This window comes from Pseudomonas sp. DW-iso17 (genome assembly GCF_058725345.1).
This window is the reverse complement of record NZ_JBZXEA010000011.1, coordinates 569,347-584,230: the sequence shown is the minus strand read 5'-3', so window position 1 is coordinate 584,230 and position 14,884 is coordinate 569,347. Positions and strand designations below refer to the sequence as shown.

At 60.3% G+C, this 14,884-nt stretch carries 17 protein-coding genes; 9 read left to right on the top strand and 8 right to left on the bottom strand.

The features are described 5' to 3' along the window. Positions 1 to 115 precede the first annotated feature (115 nt). The 4 genes from bufA2 to cfaB all read left to right on the top strand — a co-directional run bounded on the left by bufA2 (position 116) and on the right by cfaB (position 3,331). The gene (gene bufA2 / locus AC4PS6_RS10565) at positions 116 to 367 is read left to right on the top strand and encodes a BufA2 family periplasmic bufferin-type metallophore (RefSeq protein WP_020302041.1); all 252 of its coding nucleotides are present in this window, start codon (positions 116 to 118) and stop codon (positions 365 to 367) included. A 67-nt stretch (positions 368 to 434) separates the two neighbouring features. Continuing rightward, positions 435 to 1,280, top strand: a complete 846-nt coding sequence (gene bufB, locus AC4PS6_RS10560; RefSeq protein WP_014720573.1) for an MNIO family bufferin maturase — start codon at positions 435 to 437, stop codon at positions 1,278 to 1,280. Further along, positions 1,271 to 2,059, top strand: a complete 789-nt coding sequence (locus tag AC4PS6_RS10555; RefSeq protein ID WP_032901861.1) for an HvfC/BufC N-terminal domain-containing protein — start codon at positions 1,271 to 1,273, stop codon at positions 2,057 to 2,059. Before bufB ends, AC4PS6_RS10555 begins: the two co-directional genes overlap by 10 nt. Before the next feature lie 87 nt (positions 2,060 to 2,146). Continuing rightward, positions 2,147 to 3,331, top strand: coding sequence for a C17 cyclopropane fatty acid synthase CfaB (cfaB, locus tag AC4PS6_RS10550; protein WP_014720571.1), 1,185 nt, complete (start codon positions 2,147 to 2,149; stop codon positions 3,329 to 3,331). Between the two features lie 131 nt (positions 3,332 to 3,462). Here cfaB and cls read toward each other — a convergent pair whose 3' ends face one another. Then, positions 3,463 to 4,902 carry a cardiolipin synthase gene (gene cls, locus AC4PS6_RS10545; protein WP_020302042.1) on the bottom strand — a complete coding sequence of 480 codons (1,440 nt, stop codon included), beginning with the start codon at positions 4,900 to 4,902 and terminating at the stop codon, positions 3,463 to 3,465. Positions 4,903 to 5,032: 130 nt separating this feature from the next. Here cls and AC4PS6_RS10540 point away from each other — a divergent pair, with 130 nt between their 5' ends. Further along, the gene (locus AC4PS6_RS10540; RefSeq protein WP_014720569.1) at positions 5,033 to 5,554 is read left to right on the top strand and encodes a DUF3617 domain-containing protein; all 522 of its coding nucleotides are present in this window, start codon (positions 5,033 to 5,035) and stop codon (positions 5,552 to 5,554) included. On the opposite strand, the gene AC4PS6_RS10535 is transcribed toward AC4PS6_RS10540, so the two are convergent. From AC4PS6_RS10535 to folE2, 6 genes are read right to left on the bottom strand one after another with little or no spacing between them, the layout of a single operon-like run. Then, positions 5,551 to 6,888: a dihydroorotase gene (locus AC4PS6_RS10535; RefSeq protein ID WP_336827110.1), complete on the bottom strand. Its 1,338-nt coding sequence runs from the start codon at positions 6,886 to 6,888 to the stop codon at positions 5,551 to 5,553. The genes AC4PS6_RS10540 and AC4PS6_RS10535 overlap by 4 nt on opposite strands. A 3-nt stretch (positions 6,889 to 6,891) precedes the next feature. Beyond that, positions 6,892 to 7,452, bottom strand: coding sequence for a gamma carbonic anhydrase family protein (locus tag AC4PS6_RS10530; protein ID WP_014720567.1), 561 nt, complete (start codon positions 7,450 to 7,452; stop codon positions 6,892 to 6,894). Continuing rightward, the gene (locus AC4PS6_RS10525; protein WP_014720566.1) at positions 7,449 to 8,327 is read right to left on the bottom strand and encodes a metal ABC transporter substrate-binding protein; all 879 of its coding nucleotides are present in this window, start codon (positions 8,325 to 8,327) and stop codon (positions 7,449 to 7,451) included. The genes AC4PS6_RS10530 and AC4PS6_RS10525 overlap by 4 nt, the downstream gene beginning before the upstream one ends. Before the next feature lie 9 nt (positions 8,328 to 8,336). Further along, a complete protein-coding gene (locus AC4PS6_RS10520) occupies positions 8,337 to 9,203 on the bottom strand; it encodes a metal ABC transporter permease (RefSeq protein ID WP_014720565.1) in 867 nt (288 codons plus the stop codon). Beyond that, the gene (locus AC4PS6_RS10515; protein ID WP_014720564.1) at positions 9,204 to 9,872 is read right to left on the bottom strand and encodes a metal ABC transporter ATP-binding protein; all 669 of its coding nucleotides are present in this window, start codon (positions 9,870 to 9,872) and stop codon (positions 9,204 to 9,206) included. Continuing rightward, positions 9,869 to 10,759, bottom strand: a complete 891-nt coding sequence (gene folE2 / locus AC4PS6_RS10510) for a GTP cyclohydrolase FolE2 (protein WP_020302044.1) — start codon at positions 10,757 to 10,759, stop codon at positions 9,869 to 9,871. Before folE2 ends, AC4PS6_RS10515 begins: the two co-directional genes overlap by 4 nt. 128 nt (positions 10,760 to 10,887) lie before the next feature. Here folE2 and AC4PS6_RS10505 point away from each other — a divergent pair, with 128 nt between their 5' ends. Beyond that, positions 10,888 to 12,099, top strand: a complete 1,212-nt coding sequence (locus tag AC4PS6_RS10505) for an N-acetylmuramoyl-L-alanine amidase (protein ID WP_060766916.1) — start codon at positions 10,888 to 10,890, stop codon at positions 12,097 to 12,099. Here the strand turns inward: AC4PS6_RS10505 and AC4PS6_RS10500 are convergent. Then, positions 12,096 to 12,464, bottom strand: coding sequence for a hypothetical protein (locus tag AC4PS6_RS10500; RefSeq protein WP_019818159.1), 369 nt, complete (start codon positions 12,462 to 12,464; stop codon positions 12,096 to 12,098). The two genes, AC4PS6_RS10505 and AC4PS6_RS10500, sit on opposite strands and share 4 nt — an antisense overlap. A 126-nt stretch (positions 12,465 to 12,590) precedes the next feature. Between AC4PS6_RS10500 and dksA the strand changes: the two genes are divergently transcribed. The 3 genes from dksA to AC4PS6_RS10485 are packed head-to-tail and all read left to right on the top strand — an operon-like array spanning position 12,591 to position 14,872. Further along, positions 12,591 to 12,995 (top strand): RNA polymerase-binding protein DksA, encoded by a 405-nt coding sequence (gene dksA / locus AC4PS6_RS10495; protein WP_003195761.1) that lies wholly within the window; start codon positions 12,591 to 12,593, stop codon positions 12,993 to 12,995. 27 nt (positions 12,996 to 13,022) lie between these two features. Then, positions 13,023 to 14,228 (top strand): zinc metallochaperone GTPase ZigA, encoded by a 1,206-nt coding sequence (gene zigA, locus AC4PS6_RS10490; RefSeq protein ID WP_019818158.1) that lies wholly within the window; start codon positions 13,023 to 13,025, stop codon positions 14,226 to 14,228. Continuing rightward, positions 14,228 to 14,872, top strand: coding sequence for a DUF1826 domain-containing protein (locus AC4PS6_RS10485; RefSeq protein ID WP_032901865.1), 645 nt, complete (start codon positions 14,228 to 14,230; stop codon positions 14,870 to 14,872). The genes zigA and AC4PS6_RS10485 overlap by 1 nt, the downstream gene beginning before the upstream one ends. Positions 14,873 to 14,884 lie beyond the last annotated feature (12 nt).

Here is a 14,884-nt window from a genome sequence, read left to right as displayed (position 1 = left end):
TTCAGAAATATTTGCACACGGCTGTAACGCCGACAGGGGGCCTCACTCTAGTGCTGTGTCGAGACTGAACAATCCGTTCAGATCGGCTCCACTACTGATCATGAGGAATACAACAATGAGCATTAAATCCGCTGCTGCTGGTGCCGCCCTCGCAATGGCCGCTGCTTCTCTGTTCGCGGGTGTGGCCACCCAGGTACAAGCGGCAGACGCCACCGTTCACTGCTACGGCGTGACCTCCTGCAAAGGTATGAACGACTGCAAAACCAAGGACCACGCGTGCAAGGGCCAGGGCGAGTGTAAAGGGATGGGCTTCAAGGCCATGACCAAATCGGCCTGCGACGCCGCTGGCGGTACAGTCGGCGAGTAACCGGCCAACGAGTGCAACCGCGGCGGCTGCCTGCCACCGCTGCGGACACTTTGCCCTGGAGTGAGTCATGTCCGCGTCCCTTCCAAGTCTGGGTTACGGCCTGGGTTTACGCAGTGAGTACTACCACCAGATCCTTGAACAGTCGCCGGCCGTGGATTGGTTCGAAGTGATCTCCGAGAATTACCTGGTGCAGGGCGGCAAGGCCTTGTACTACCTGGATGCGATAGCCGAGCGTTACCCCTTGGTGATGCACGGTGTGTCGTTGTCCATCGGCGGGCCACATGCCCTCGATATGGATTACCTGAATCACATCAAACAGCTCGCAGAGCGCATTCAGCCGGCATGGATTTCCGATCACCTGTGCTGGAGCCGCGGCAGCGCGCACCAGTTACATGATTTGTTACCCCTGCCTTACACCGAAGAAAGCCTTTACCACGTGGCCGGCCGTGTACGTCAGGTGCAGGACGTGTTGCAGCGCCCGCTGGTACTGGAAAATGTCTCCAGCTACGTGCGTTCCAAGGCGGATGAATTCACCGAGTGGGAATTCCTCAATGCCTTGGCCCACCTGAGCGGATGCCAGTTGCTGCTGGACGTCAACAACGTCTATGTCAGCGCACGTAACCATGGTTTTGATGCTTGGACCTTCATTCGCAACCTGCCACCCGAAAGCATTCGCCAGCTGCATTTGGCAGGGCATATGGACTATGGCGACTATGTGGTCGATACCCATGACCATCCAGTGTGCGACCCGGTGTGGGCGCTGTATCAGCAGACTCTCGAACATCTGGGCCCCGTGTCGACGTTACTGGAACGCGATGACCATTTTCCACCCTTCGAAGAATTACTCACCGAGTTGAACAAAGCCCGTGAGTTGGGTGCCAGCGCCTTGGCCCGGAGAGCGTTATGCGCCTGATCGACTGGCAGTTGGCGTTTGAACAGCATCTATTATCCGAAGCGCCCCCGGCCAACAGTGGCTTTGCCGCTACCTTGCTGGGAGGGCCGACGTTGGATGTGGACACCGGCCTGGCGATTTACCACAACGCCTACCTGTCGCGTCTGCAAGAGGTACTGCGCCATGATTTCGGTGCCATCTGGTATTGGCTGGGAGATGAGCAGTTTTGCTCGCTGACCGAGGCCTACATCCGCCGTTATCCCTCGGCCCATTACAGCGTGCGCTGGTTGGGCGAGCGCTTTGCGATGTTTATCGTTGAGCATTTCATGGCTGCGCAAAGTGCGCCTTTGGCTGAGTTGGCACGTCTGGAGTGGGCGTTCACCTTGGCGTTTGACGCCGCCGAAGGGGAGCCGCTAACCTTGAATGGCATGGCGCATCTGGCGCCTGAAGACTGGCCCACCTTACAGGTTGCGCTGGCGCCTTCGGTGCAGCAGTTGCTTTGCCGTTTCAACACGGTGGCGATCTGGCGAGCCAGCAAGGATGAGTCGGATTTCCCCGGCAGCCAGGCGCTGGAGCCGGCGCAGATCTGCCTGGTGTGGCGCAACCAGAACCGCTGCCACTACCGCAGCCTGGAAGCCGCTGAAGCCTGTGCGCTGTCGGGCATGGTGACCATGGGCTGGAATTTTTCAGAACTGTGTACTGAGCTGACGGTCACTTATTCAGAGGGGGCGTCGCTGCAAGCGGCCACTTGGCTGAAACAGTGGGTCCAGGAAGGTTTGCTCGAGCGCCGAGCGCCATAGAAGGGGAGCTATTCATTCGATAGCTTCCTACTTTGTTTGGCATGGTCTACCCTCACAGCAGACGTCTGAAACAAGGGGGGACTACTCATGCTCGCGCAACTTCCACCGGCCTTACAGAATCTTCAGCTACCGCTGCGTCTTCGACTCTGGGACGGCCATGAATTCAACTTGGGCCCTGAGCCCAGTGTCACCATCGTGGTCAAGGACCCCACGGTTGTATCCAGGCTGACCCATCCAACACTCGACTCACTGGGCGAAGCCTTCGTCGAGGGCAAGCTGGAGCTGGAAGGCTCCATCACCGAAGTGATCAGGGTATGTGACGAGTTGAGTCACGCTTTGGTCGATGACGACGAGGAGAGTCGTCCGGTGCGCTCGATTCACGATAAGGCCACCGACGCGGCGGCCATTTCCTACCATTACGACCTGTCCAACGAGTTCTACCAGCTATGGCTGGACCAGGACATGGCCTACTCCTGCGGTTATTTCGAAACCGGCAGCGAGTCGATCGATCAGGCCCAACAAGACAAATTCCGCCACCTGTGCCGCAAGTTGCGGCTGCAGCCGGGTGAGTATCTGCTCGATGTGGGCTGCGGCTGGGGCGGGCTGGCGCGTTATGCCGCACGTGAGTTCGGGGTCAAGGTGTTCGGCATCACCTTGAGCAAGGAACAACTGGCGCTGGCCAAGGAGCGGGTGAAAGCCGAAGGCCTGGAAGACCAGGTCGACCTGCAATTACTCGACTACCGCGACCTGCCCCAGGACGGTCGTTTCGACAAAGTCGTGAGCGTGGGCATGTTCGAACACGTCGGCCACGCCAACCTGGCGCAATACTGCCGGACCCTGTTCGGCGCAGTGCGTGAAGGCGGCCTGGTGATGAACCATGGCATCACCGCCAAGCACACCGACGGCCGCCCCGTAGGCCGTGGAGCCGGTGAGTTTATCGAGCGCTACGTGTTCCCTAATGGTGAACTGCCGCACCTGGCCATGATGACCGCCGAGATCAGCGAAGCAGGGCTGGAAGTGGTCGATGTCGAAAGCCTGCGTATGCATTACGCCCGCACATTGGACCATTGGAGCGAACGCCTGGAAGACAACCTGGAAGCAGCGGCGAAGATGGTGCCAGAGCAGGCGCTACGCATCTGGCGGCTGTACCTGGCCGGTTGCGCTTATGCATTTGCCCGTGGCTGGATCAACCTGCACCAGATACTGGCAGTGAAGCCCCATGCTGATGGCGGGCATGAACTGCCGTGGACGCGGGAAGATCTCTACCGTTGACCACCAGGCACTGAAGCTCAAAACTGTGGGAGCTGGCTTGCCTGCGATAGCGTTGTATCAGGACCGGATGAGTCGACTGAAACACCGCTATCGCAGGCAAGCCAGCTCCCACATTGGTTTTGTATTGGCGGTTAGAGGATGGGTGAGATCAGGCGTGCAATGCGCATCCCCAGTTGTTGCAGGCGACGGGTCTCGCGGCTTTCTTCCTGGCTGACTTCATGGGCCAGGGCAAAGTCATCCAGCAACATTTGTTCAACCTGGCTGGCGAAGGCTTCATCCACCGTCAGCAGCATCACTTCAAAATTCAGCCGGAACGAACGGTTGTCCATGTTGGCGCTGCCAATGGCGCTGATTTCGCTGTCTACCAACACCACCTTCTGATGCAAAAAGCCCGGTGTGTAGCGAAACACTCGCACGCCTGCTCGCACCGCTTCGTTGGCGTACAGGCTGGATGCGGCATATACGATGCGGTGGTCGGGCCGTGACGGCAGCAGCAGGCGCACATCGACTCCGCGCAATACCGCCAGGCGCAGGGCGGCAAACACCGCCTCGTCGGGGATGAAATAGGGGCTGGTGATCCACACCCGCTTGGTCGCGGCATGGATGGCCTCGACGAAAAACAGCGAGCAGGTTTCATAAGGGTCCGCTGGCCCACTGGCAAGCAACTGGCAGAGCACGCCGTCTTCCGGGTAGGCGTCCGGCAGGATCAGCGGCGGCAGTTCCCGTGCGGCCCAGAACCAGTCCTCGGCAAACGACTCCTGCAGGCATGCCACCACTGGGCCTGCGACCTGCACATGGGTATCGCGCCATGGCGCCAGCGGCGGTTTTTTACCCAGGTATTCATCGCCTACGTTATGCCCGCCGACAAAACCGGTGATGCCGTCCACCACGACGATCTTGCGATGGTTACGGAAGTTGACCTGGAAGCGATTGAGCCAGCCACTGCGGGTGGCGAATGCCTTGACCTGCACGCCAGCGTCACGCAGCGCTTGCACATAACGATGGGGCAGGGCGTGACTGCCGATGCGGTCGTACAGCACATAAATGGCCACGCCCTGAGCGGCTTTTTCCCTCAACAGGGCCTGCAATTGACGGCCCAGTTCGTCATCGTGAATGATGAAAAACTGGAACAGCACGGCGGTCTTTGCGTGACGGATAGCCTCGAAGATCGCGCCGAACGTGGCATCGCCATTGATCAACAGGCGCACTTCGTTGTTGGCCAGGCACGGCATGCGGCCCAGCTTGGGCATGGCGCGCAAGGAGGCATAGGCGCTGGAATTGCGCGCCGCGAGCGCTTCCTCCACCCAGGGGCGCCAGTTCAACTCGGTGATGGCCGTGTGCATTTCCTGGTTGGCCTGGCGACGGGCCTGGATGTACGCGTCGAAGGTGCTGCGGCCGAAAATCAGGTAGGGGATCAGCGTCAGGTAGGGCATGAACATCAGTGACAACGCCCAGGCGATCGAGCCTTGTGCGGTGCGCACGGTCAGTACTGCGTGGATCGCGGCGAGCGTTCCAAGAAAGTGCAGCGTGGCAATGACGTAGGCGAGCAGGTGCGGGCCAAAGAAATCCATGAACGACGTAACTCCAGGCAGTCCAGTGCGTAACAGACCATGAACGGCTGTGAATGTCGCTATTTTATTTGCCATGCAACACTGGCTGCTTTGCGACGTCTAACGCCCACAATTACCCAGGAGTTACCCGATGAATGCTCGTCTGCTTGGTTTGGCCATGGTTGTTGGTTTGTCGCTGCCTGTGGCGGCACAGGCGCAGATGCTGGCGCCGGGCTTGTGGGAATTGACCACCAGCAATATGAAAGTCGATAACCAGGACCTGCCGGACTTGTCGCTGATCCTCGGTCAACTCAAGCAACAGATGACCCCTGAACAGCGCGCCATGCTCGAAAAACAAGGCATTAACATGGCCGGTAAAGGCGTACAGGTGTGCCTGACCCCGGCCCAGGTGGCCTCCGATTCGATCCCCCTGACCGACCCTCAATCGGGCTGCAAACAGGAAGTCACCGACAAGAGCGGCAACCAGTGGAAGTTCCGCTTCAGTTGCCCGAAAGCCCAGGGCACTGGGGTGGCAACGTTTCAGAGCCAGAAAGAATTCACCACCAGCGTCAACGGTACCTTCAATGCCACCGGGATCCAGCAGAAGGGTAGCCTGGACAGCCACGCTCAGTGGCTGGGCAACGATTGCGGTTCGGTCAAACCCCGCGCTTAACGCCCGAACTGCAGGGGCAAGCCCTGGCAACTGTTGACCACCTGGCCGTTGTGCCAGGCCAGGTGGCCGCTGACCAGTGTGGTACTCACGCTGTGGCGAAAGCTGCGTTCTGCAAAGGGTGTCCAGCCGCAGCGGGCGAGAATAGGCTGGCTGTTGACCGGCTTGCCGGCAGGCTCCGGTTTGATCAGTACCAGGTCGGCCCAGTAGCCTTCGCGCACGTAGCCGCGATCAGCGATGGCAAACAGGTCGGCCACGCGGTGGCTGGTCTTGGCTACCAGAGTGGTCAAGGGCAAATGCCCGTCGGCCACCAACTCCAGTAACGCCGGCAGGGCATGCTGCACCAGAGGCAAGCCCGAGGGTGCTTGCCGATAGCCCAACTGTTTTTGCGCCCAGGTATGCGGCGCATGGTCGGTGCCAATCACATCCAGACGATCACTCAATAATGCCAGGCGCAGCGCGTCGCGGTCGGTGCGGGTCTTGATCGCCGGGTTGCATTTGATCTGGTGGCCGAGGTGGTGGTAATCGCGGTCATCGAACAGCAGGTGGTGCAGGCAGACCTCGGCGGTGATGTGCTTGTCGGCCAGGGGCTTGTCTTCGAACAACGCCAGTTCCCGCGCGGTGGTCAGGTGCAACACATGCAGGCGCGTGCCATGGCGTTTGGCCAATTCCACGGCAAACGATGACGAGCGATAACAGGCCTCGGCATCGCGGATCAGCGGGTGGGCGACTGCGGGAATATGCTCGCCGAAGCGTTCGCGCAGGCGTTGCTCGTTGGCCAGGATGCTGGGCGTGTGTTCGCAGTGAGCGAGCAGGATGGTCGGCACCTCGGCAAACAGGCGCTCCAGAACGCGTGGGTCGTCCACCAGCATATTGCCGGTGGATGCGCCCATGAACACTTTGACCCCAGCCACTTCACGAGGAGCGAGGGCCGCGACGGTGTCGAGGTTGTCGTTGCTCACGCCAAAATGAAAGCCGTAGTTGGCCACTGAATGCAGTGCGGCACGGCGCTTTTTATCGGCCAGGGCTTCCAGGTTCAAGGTGGCCGGGTGAGTGTTGGGCATGTCCATGAAGCTGGTGATACCACCGGCCACCGCCGCGCGGGATTCGCTGTAGAAGCTGCCTTTTTCCGGCGCACCGGGTTCGCGAAAGTGCACCTGGTCGTCGATCATGCCTGGCAGCAGCCACTGGCCGTTGGCATCGATTTCCACCGGTTCGTTATCGCCTTGAATGCTGGCGGCAATCTTCTCGATACGACCATTGGCGACCAGTACGTCGGCGTCGAATACCTGGCCCTCGTTGACCAGGCGGGCGTTGCGGATCAGCAGGCGGCTCATGGTTCAGAACTCGTTTTGCAGGGCTTTGTAGCCGCGCACCAGGTCGACGTTAGTGCGTGCCACGTCTTCGGAAAACTCCGAGGCGCTGACACTCACCGGTGGGAATTGCGACAAGTCGGTGTAGGGGCCGATACGCGTGGTGGAGGGCACGTAGAAAGCGGCGGGCAGGTCGCGGCCGTCGACCACCGAGTTGTGGCGCACCACGCACCCATCGCCGACGGCGCAATTGAACAGCACACTGTTGAAGCCAATAAACACGCGGTCGCCCACCGTGCAGGGGCCGTGGACGATGGAGCGGTGAGCGATGGAGGTGAATTCGCCGATGGTCACTGCTGCGCCGGATTTGGAGTGGATGACCACGCCGTCCTGGATGTTGGAGTTGGCGCCGATGGTGATCGGGTCCATGGCGCCGCTGGCATCCACTTCGTCGGCGCGGATCACGGCGTAAGGGCCGACGAACACGTTCTCACCGATGATGACTTTGCCGCAGATGATCGCGGTCTTGTCGACGTAGGCCGATTCGGCAATCACCGGCAGGTCGCCGGAAGGATTTTTGCGGATCATGGCTGGCTCAGTGCGGCGCACAGGGTGTTGAGGTTGTATTCGAACAGCCCGATAAAGGTGCTGGCCGGGCCTTCTGCAGCGAGAGCGTCGGAGTAAAGCGTGCCGCCGATCTGTGCGCCGCTTTCGTCAGCGATCTGCTTGAGCAGGCGTGAGTCCTTGATGTTTTCCATGAACACGGCTTTGACCTTGTCCTTGCGAATCTGGGTGATCAGTGCGGCAACTTCAGCGGCCGAAGGGTCACGTTCAGTGGACAAGCCCTGAGGCGCGAGGAACTGGATGCCATAGGCCTGGCCCAGGTAGCCGAAGGCGTCATGGGAGGTGACGATGCGGCGGTTACCCGGTGGCAGGGCGCCGAACTTGGCCTTGGCCTCGTCCAGCAGGCTATGGATTTGCTTGAGGTAGGCCTGGCTGTTGCGCAGGTAGGCGGTCTTGTTGGCCGGGTCGGCGGCCACCAGGGCCTTGGTGATGTTGCTCACATAGATCTCGGCATTGGCTAGGTTGTGCCAGGCGTGCGGGTCGGGAATGGTTTCGCCATCCTCGTCCATGGTGTGGGAAATCACGCCTTTGCTGGCGGTGACCACCGTTGCCTTGGTTTCGGTGCTGGTAACCAGGCGGTCCAGCCACGGCTCGAAACCCAGGCCGTTCTTGATGATGACCTTGGCCTTGAGCAATGCCTTGGCGTCATCCGGCGTGGGTTCATAGGTATGGGCGTCGGCGTCCGGGCCGACCATGTTGCTGATCTGGATATGCTCGCCACCGATCTGGTGGGTGATGTCATTGAGAATACTGAAGCTGGTGACTACTTGGAGTTTGTCGGCGGCGTGGGCCATCGAAAGCGGCAGCAGCAGACTGAACAGCACGAGTAGAGCGCGCATCGGAACACCTCATTGGGATGTGAGCAAAGGCGGGCGGCGCAACAAACCGTGCACCGGACCGAACACCACGGACAACAAATACCCAGCGCCCGCCACCAGCACGATGGCCGGGCCGCTGGGCAGTGAGTAGTAGAACGACAGCAGCAGACCCAACCACACCGACAGGCAGCCCAGCAGCGCCGATACCGCAATCAGCACCGGCAGGCGTCGGCTCCAGAAGCGTGAGGCGATCGCCGGCAACATCATCAAGCCGACCACCATCAGCGCACCGATGGCCTGGAAACCAATCACCAGGTTCAGCACCACCAGGGTCAGGAACACGCCATGGGCGAGGGGGCCGAGGCGGCTGACGGTTTGCAGGAACAGCGGGTCGAGGGTGTCCAGCAACAGCGGTCTGTAGATCAGCGCCATGGCGATCAGGCTGAAACCCGAGACCCAGAGCATGCCGGTCAGGGTGGTTTGATCCACGGCCAGGGCGGAGCCGAACAGCAGGTGCAGCAGGTCCAGACGCTTGCCGGCAAGGCCCAGGATCAGCACGCCGGCGGCCAAAGAGATGGGGTAGATGGCGGCGAGGCTGGCGTCTTCGCGCAGGCCGGTGCGGCGAGTGATCCACGCGGCCAGGCCGGCCATGCTCAGGCCCGCACCCAGGCCACCGAGGGTCAGCGCGGGCAGGCTCAGGCCGGCGAACCAGAAACCCAGGGCGGCACCGGGCAGGATGCCGTGGGCCACCGCATCACCGATCAGGCTCATGCGCCGCAGGATCAGAAACACTCCTAGCGGCGCGGTGCTGCAAGCCAGTACCAAACCGCCGAGGAGTGCGCGGCGCATAAAGACGAACTCATGAAACGGCATCCATAAGTGGGCAGTGAAGTGCATTCAGGCCACCTGCATCTGCGGTTGCGGGCGGATCAGCTCTTTGCTGGGGCCGAATACGCAGCCGGTGTTTTTGATCTGCAGTACGTGCTGGGTGTGGTGACGCACGGAGGCCAGGTCATGGCAGACGATCACCAGGGTGCGGCCTTCGTTGTGCCAAGCGTGGATGTGTTTCCAGCACAGCGCCTGACCGTCCTCATCGAGGGCTGCGTGAGGTTCGTCGAGCAGCAGGACGGGTGCGTCGGCCAGGCTCATGCGTGCCAGCAGGGCGCGCTGCAATTCGCCTCCGGACAATGCCATCAACGGTCGGTGTTCCAAGCCAGTCAGGCACCAGTCTTCGAGTACCGCTTGCAGGCGTTGGCTGCGTTGTTGCGGGGTGTGTTGGATGCCCCAGAAACCGGCAGCGACCAGCTCTTGCAGGCTGATGGGGAACTGGCGGTCCAAGTGTTGCTGCTGGGGCAAGAAGGCCAGGCCGCCACGGCGTGGAACATCCACAATGACCTTTCCCGCCAGCGGTTTTTGCAGGCCGGCAATGACCTTGAGCAGGCTGCTTTTGCCTGTGCCATTGGCGCCGATGATGCCGGTGAGGCTGCCTTTTTCCAGGGTCAAATCCAGTGCCGGGGTGAGCGGTTGCCCGGGGGCACCCCAGCGCAAAGAGTTACAGGTGATCATGCAAAGTCTCTCGTCCAGCGGCTTTCAGCCACGGCATCGTGCGCGTGCAGGCTTTCGGCGTGGATCACTTTGAGGTGGAAGGCTTTGATGGCATCCGAGCGTTTCAAGGCGAGGTTCAGGCGGCGAGCGGCGTCTTCGCAGAACATCAGGTTCTGCCCGTTGGCCAGGGCGAAGGCTTGTTCGTCTGCGCGTTTCACCGCGGTTTGTACGGCGGTGCCGAGCGCGGCTTCGGCAGCGTTGATCAAGCCGACTATCGGCAGGTCAGTACCTTGCAACTGGACGTGCAACTGCGCGCTGCTGCGCTGGCTATGGGGTGTGGCGACGATGCCGTCGGCAGTGCCGAGCCAGGCCAGCACCGCTTCATGCTGTAACGGCGTATTGGCGAAATCATCCACAAATTGCTGCTGAATCAACTGCCTGGCGAGGGCGGCGGAGCAAGGGCAGGTTGAGGAATAAGTAACGTCAATTTTTAGTTCCACGTGGAACATCTGGTTTTCCAGGCGCGCTTCGATGCTCACGGGGTAGGTTTTCCAGCCGGCTAATGGGCTGACCAGGGCAGGGCGTTTAAGCAGCAGTTGGGTGTGGATGCGCAGGTAAGCGTTCTTAGATAAACCTTCATGTGTGTCGAGAAAACGCTGCAGTACATTACGCAGCAGTGCAGATGTCAGCGGCTGTTGATCGAGCATTTCCAGAGCCAAGTACAGGCGTGACATATGAATGCCACGGGCCGTGCCGTCGTCCAGGCTTACGCCCGCATCAGCGGTGGCGGTCAGGTGTTGACCGTCAATCAGGATTGGCAAGGCGATGCCGCGCATCCCCACCCAGTCGAGTGGCAAGGCTTGGCGTGAAGCCTGCGCGGCGATATCCGGCAGAGTCAGCGCATTCATAAGCAGGTCCATCGTTGGAAATAATTCGACATGTTATAGTATAACAATACGAGGCACGATGAATTTTCTGCACCTGCCTTTGTTCAGTCACGTCGAGTAGGGATGCTCCTTTATCTGCGGTATATGCCATGCACCGACGTCAGCTCCTCAACCTGCTGCTGGTCAGCCCCTTGTTTGCCTTGCCTTTGGGGGCTCACGCCACGCAGATTCGCAATGCACGCCTGTGGCGCTCAGACGACAAGCTGCGCCTGGTGTTCGACCTCAGCGGCCCGGTGCAATACAAGACCTTTTCCCTAACCTCACCCGACCGATTGATCATCGACTTGAGTGGCGCCGGGCTCAGCGGCGACTTTTCCCAATTGGCGTTGAAGAACAGTGGGATTACCTCGATCCGTTCCGGGCATTTCGGCCAGAGCGACACGCGCATCGTGCTGGACCTGGTCGAGCCCATGCAGCTCAACAGTTTCGTGTTGCCGCCGCAGGAGGGACAAGGCCATCGCCTGGTGCTGGACTTGACCAACGCGACCCGTGCGCCCCGTCAACTCGCCGCTGAGCCAGCACCCTTGGTGGCGCCGGTAGACAAGGCGCATCCCAAGCGCGACATCATCGTGGTGGTCGACCCCGGCCATGGCGGCAAAGACCCCGGCGCCATCGGCTCCAAGGGCCAGCGCGAAAAAGATGTGGTGCTGTCGATCGCCCAGTTACTGGCTAAACGCTTGAAACGCGAAAAGGGTTTTGACGTGAAACTGGTGCGCAACGACGACTTCTTCGTGCCGCTGCGCAAGCGCGTGGACATTGCCCGTCAGCACAAGGCCGATATGTTTATTTCGGTACATGCCGACGCCGCGCCACGGCTGACCGCGTCGGGCGCCTCGGTGTATGCGTTGTCTGAAGGCGGCGCCACCTCGGCCACAGCGCGTTTCATGGCCCAGCGCGAAAATGGCGCCGACTTGCTGGGCGCCACCACCTTGCTCAATCTGAAGGACAAGGACCCGATGCTGGCCGGAGTGATTCTCGACATGTCGATGAACGCGACCATCGCCTCCAGCCTGCAGTTGGGCAGCTCGGTATTGGGCAGCCTGCAAAACATCACCAGCCTGCATCAGAAACGGGTGGAGCAGGCTGGGTTCGCCGTGCTCAAGTCACCGGATGTCCCTTCGATCCTGGTGGAGACGGGATTCATTTCCAACCCTCGGGATGCCCAGCGGCTGGTGACGGCGCGCCATCAACAGGCGGTGGCGGATGGCCTTTTCGAAGGACTCAAGCGTTACTTCCAGAAGAACCCACCCATGAACAGCTACATGGCCTGGGTGCAGGCGCAGAAAAACAGCCAGGCCTAACAGCCGGTCATTCGGCTGCAGGTGAACTTGGCGCTGGCGCCCCCAGAGCTGGAAAACCGATTGATGGTGGTCCAGCCTACGCGCCGCGTGTAGCCGACCCACGCCTCGCCATCCGATGCCAACCCGGTAAAAAACGTCAGTTGCCCATAACGGCTGTTGGTCTGCGCCCAATAGCGTTTGCCGATCACTTCGAAACCGCGCAAGTAGGTGGTGCTGCCGACGGTTGCCACGCTATAGGCATTGCCCAACGGGTCTACACACGCCAGCAGGTTTGCGCTGCGTGTGCACTTGGCCAACAGGCTGGGTGCCTGGGCGCAGGCAGGCCCGGCGGCTGCCAATAGCAGGGCGCACAGCAGGTATCTCATCGGGTTTCTCAGCGTAAGAAGGTGACCCAGCATTGCGCCCTTCGTCGCGGCGAGCAAGAGGGATTGGCTTATTTGTATTGTTATACTATAACATAAAAGTACAGCCCGACCCGCGAACCCCTTCCCATGACCGAACACGATCTTTTGGCCCAACCAGCGGCCGACTACATGAATGAGGCCCAGCAGCGCTTCTTCCGCGAATTGTTGCTGGCTCAGCGTGATGACCTGCAAGCCCGTATCGATGCTGAGTTCCAGGCACTGCGCGAGCAGGAAACCAACAGCGACCTGGCGGATATCGGCAGTGCCGAAGAGCAACGCCAATGGCAATTGCGCCTGCTCGAGCGCGAAAAGAAGCTGTTGGACAAGATCGACGATGCCCTGGAATTGCTGGCCCGTGGCGAATACGGCTGGTGCCGTGAAACCGGCGAACCCATCGGCCTGCAACGCCTGCTGCTGCGCCCCACCGCCACCTTGTGTATCGAAGCCAAAGAACGTGAAGAGCTGCGCGAACGCCATAAACGGGCAGTTTGACCGGCCAACCTTGATGAGGAATACCTGATGCCCAATCGTCTCCCTGTGACCGTGTTGTCCGGCTTTCTCGGCGCCGGTAAAAGCACGCTGCTCAATTATGTCCTGCGCAACCGCGACAACCTGCGGGTGGCGGTGATCGTCAACGACATGAGTGAGATCAACATCGACGGCAGCGAGGTGCAGCGTGATGTCACGCTCAATCGTTCGGAAGAAAAACTGGTGGAGATGAGCAATGGCTGCATTTGCTGCACCTTGCGTGAAGACTTGCTTGAAGAGGTTGGAAAACTCGCCAAAGAAGGTCGTTTCGATTACCTGCTGATCGAATCCACCGGTATTTCCGAACCTTTGCCCGTGGCCGAAACCTTCACGTTTCGCGATGAAAACGAGCAAAGCCTGGCCGACATTGCACGCCTGGACACCATGGTCACTGTGGTCGACGGTATGAATTTCCTGCTCGACTACCAGGCTGCAGAAAGCCTGGCTTCACGGGGCGAAACCCTCGGTGAGGAGGATGAACGTTCCATCACCGACCTGTTGATCGAACAGATCGAATTCGCCGACGTCATCCTGATCAGCAAGATCGACCTGATCAGCAGCCGCGAGCGCGAAGAACTGATGGCCATCCTCGAGCGCCTCAACGCCCAGGCGGAAATCATCCCGATGGTCATGGGCGAAGTGCCGCTGAACAAGATCCTCAACACTGGCCGTTTCGACTTCGAACGCGCCGCCCAGGCCCCGGGCTGGTTGCAGGAATTGCGCGGTGAGCATGTGCCGGAAACCGAAGAATACGGCATAGCGTCCACGGCTTACCGTGCGCGCCGGCCTTTCCATCCACAGCGGTTTTTCGACTTTATCGACCGCCCCTGGGTCAACGGCAAGCTGTTGCGCTCCAAGGGTTTCTTCTGGTTGGCGAGCAAACATCAGGATGCGGGCAGTTGGTCCCAGGCGGGCGGGCTGATGCGTCATGGGTTTGCCGGGCGTTGGTGGCGGTTTGTGCCGAAAAGCCAGTGGCCTCAGGACGAAGAAAGCGTGGCGGCGATCATGACTAACTGGCAGTTGAGCACGGGTGACTGCCGTCAGGAACTGGTGTTTATCGGGCAAAACATCGATTTTGTCCAGATGCGTACCGAGTTGGACGCCTGCTTGCTCAACGATGAAGAAATGGCCCTGGGCGTCGAAGGTTGGCGCCAGTTGCCCGACCCGTTTGGCCCTTGGTATGAGCAGGTCGCCTGATGCTGGCCCCGGTCATTCCCCTGCGCCCCGTCATCCGCCAGACACATGGGGAAACGCCGCTGGCGCTGTCCGATATCCTCAATGACGGCGTCAACCTGGCCATCTGGCAGCGCCAACTGCCCCTGCATATCGCTGAGTTTGGCGCTTTGCTGGTGGCGCTCAATGAACCGTTGGCCGAGTCCTTGGTGGTCGAGTTGGTTAACGAAGACTGCGTGCCGAACTTGCAAGGTTTGGCGTCCAGTTGTCGCGATCTTGAAGGCTACGATGGGTTTATCGCCGATGTGTCGTGGCTGGTCAGTGCATTCGCCTGTCTGCTGGGCGCCAAGCGCATCGGCGTGCGTTTACGGCTGTTGGACAAGGCCATGTGCCCGCGCTTTCACGTCGATCACGTGCCGGTTCGGCTGATCACCACCTACGCCGGTATCGGTAGCCAATGGTTGCGTGAAGGCGTCATGGACCGGCGCACATTGGGCCAGGCGGATGCCGAGCCCACTGAGCGCATCGAGCAGATCCACTGCGGTGAAGTGGCGCTGCTCAAAGGCACCAAATGGCACGGCAATGAAGGGCACGGCCTGATCCATCGTTCGCCGGCGCTCAAGGCCGATGAGCGACGGTTGATCCTGACGCTGGATTGGCTGGCATAACCGCGTAGGATC